The organism is Streptomyces sp. NPDC005648 (assembly GCF_040605395.1).
Classification (GTDB): Bacteria; Actinomycetota; Actinomycetes; order Streptomycetales; family Streptomycetaceae; genus Streptomyces.
Map to the genome: position 1 here is coordinate 1 of NZ_JBEXCS010000199.1, position 1,694 is coordinate 1,694.

Genomic DNA, 1,694 nt, shown 5'->3' on the forward strand with positions numbered 1-1,694 from the left:
CCCTGTTTTTAATTGTGTCTTTCCCCGGTGTGTCTCATAAAGGTTCCCTTCAAGTGGCACCTAAATACCCTTCCCGGGGCTCGGACAGATCTGTCCGAGCCGCTTCTTGACGAGATGTCAGCTGCCCTGGGCACCGTTGCCGGAGAGGACCGGGATGTTGTTCAGGATGTGCGAGGCCGGCTCGTCACCCTTGTCCTGCGTGGAGTTCTCGGCGCACTGCTGGTTCTGCGGGGCCGAGAGGACCGGGATGTCCTGGACGCCGACGTTCGCGATGACGGCGACCAGGGACTGCACGTCCGCCTTGGCGGGCAGGCCGACACACAGCTTGTTCGCCGTGCCCTGGACCAGCGAGGCCTGGGGGCTCATCAGGCCCTTCGTCTCACCGTTGCCGTACACCTGAGCGGCGCCGTTGCCGTTCACGGTGGTGGTGTCGGTGTTGCCAATGGCCAGCGCCTGGGGGGCGAGCGTCGCCGACACACCGACGACGGAAGCCGCGACCGCCGCAGCAGCCATTGCCTTCTTCAGCATTTCTCCGGTCCTTTCCTGACGGACTCACACATTCCTGCTCCCACATCAACCGAGGCACCGGGAATTGGTTCCGCGGCTTCACTCGATCGGTTTTCCATGGGCCATTGGAGTGAAGAGCAGCAACCATGCGGGCCGGGACCAGTTGTGCAGGTCGCTCCGGTGGACGGGGTTACTCCAGAAGGGACCACGCAAGTGATCAAGAAGGTTATGGCTGCTGCCGCGATCGCGGCTTCCGTCGTCGGAGCCTCGGCCGCGGCCGCGCCGCAGGCGCTGGCCATCGGCAACAGCGACACCACCACGGTCAACGGCAACGACTCCGCCCAGATCTACGGCAACCAGGCCACGTACGGCAACATGAGCCCCCAGATGGCGCTCATCCAGGGTTCGCTGAACAAGCCCTGCATCGGCCTGCCCGCGAAGGTCAACGCGCAGTCCATCGCCGCCCTGCTCAACGTCGGCGTTCAGGACATCCCGATCCTGTCGGCCCCGCAGAACCAGCAGTGCACCGAGAACTCCAGCCAGATCAAGGGCGACGAGCCGCTCTCGCACATCCTGGACAACATCCCGGTCCTGTCCGGCAACGGCGCCAGCCACAGCTGACCGGTCGACGCACGCAGCGGGCCGCCGAGTTCTCGGCGGCCCGTTCGCTTGCCCTCTTCCCGAGTTCACCCCGTGACGGAACGTATGTTTTTAGTACGCAATAGGCCGAACGGGGCAAACAGCGCAACCAAACCGGCGGTCGGCGGTTGATCAACACGCGGCTCTGCAACGGGGTCCGCAACTCTGCACCGGAGTCCGCTCTCCGAAAGGGAACGAACATGAAGAAGCTGTGGGCAACCGCGGCCATTGCTGCCTCCGTCGCCGGCGTCACGGCGGCCACCGCTGCCCCGGCGCTGGCCATCGGCAACGACGACGTCAAGACCATCAACGGCAACGGCGCCGTCCAGAAGTACGGCAACCAGGCCACCCACGGCGACATGAGCCCCCAGCTCTCGCTCGTCCAGGGCACCCTGAACAAGCCCTGCATCGGCCTGCCCGCGAAGGTCAACGCGCAGTCGATCCTCGCCGCCATCAACGTCGGCGTTCAGGACATCCCGATCCTGTCGGCCCCGCAGAACCAGCAGTGCACCGAGAACTCCAGCCAGATCAAGGGCGACGAGCCGCTC

Annotated in this window: 3 protein-coding genes; 2 read left to right on the plus strand and 1 reads right to left on the minus strand. The window is 65.1% G+C overall.

Annotated elements, in window-relative coordinates; genetic code table 11:
- Positions 1-117: 117 nt before the first annotated feature.
- Positions 118-528, minus strand: a complete 411-nt coding sequence (locus ABZT17_RS45115; protein ID WP_356357996.1) for a rodlin — start codon at positions 526-528, stop codon at positions 118-120.
- A 192-nt stretch (positions 529-720) separates the two neighbouring features.
- Here ABZT17_RS45115 and ABZT17_RS45120 point away from each other — a divergent pair, with 192 nt between their 5' ends.
- Together ABZT17_RS45120 and ABZT17_RS45125 are read left to right on the plus strand one after the other, a co-directional pair.
- The gene (locus ABZT17_RS45120; protein WP_356357997.1) at positions 721-1,128 is read left to right on the plus strand and encodes a rodlin; all 408 of its coding nucleotides are present in this window, start codon (positions 721-723) and stop codon (positions 1,126-1,128) included.
- 218 nt (positions 1,129-1,346) lie between these two features.
- Positions 1,347-1,694 (plus strand): rodlin (locus ABZT17_RS45125; protein WP_356357998.1); only part of this gene is annotated, 348 nt, incomplete at its 3' end.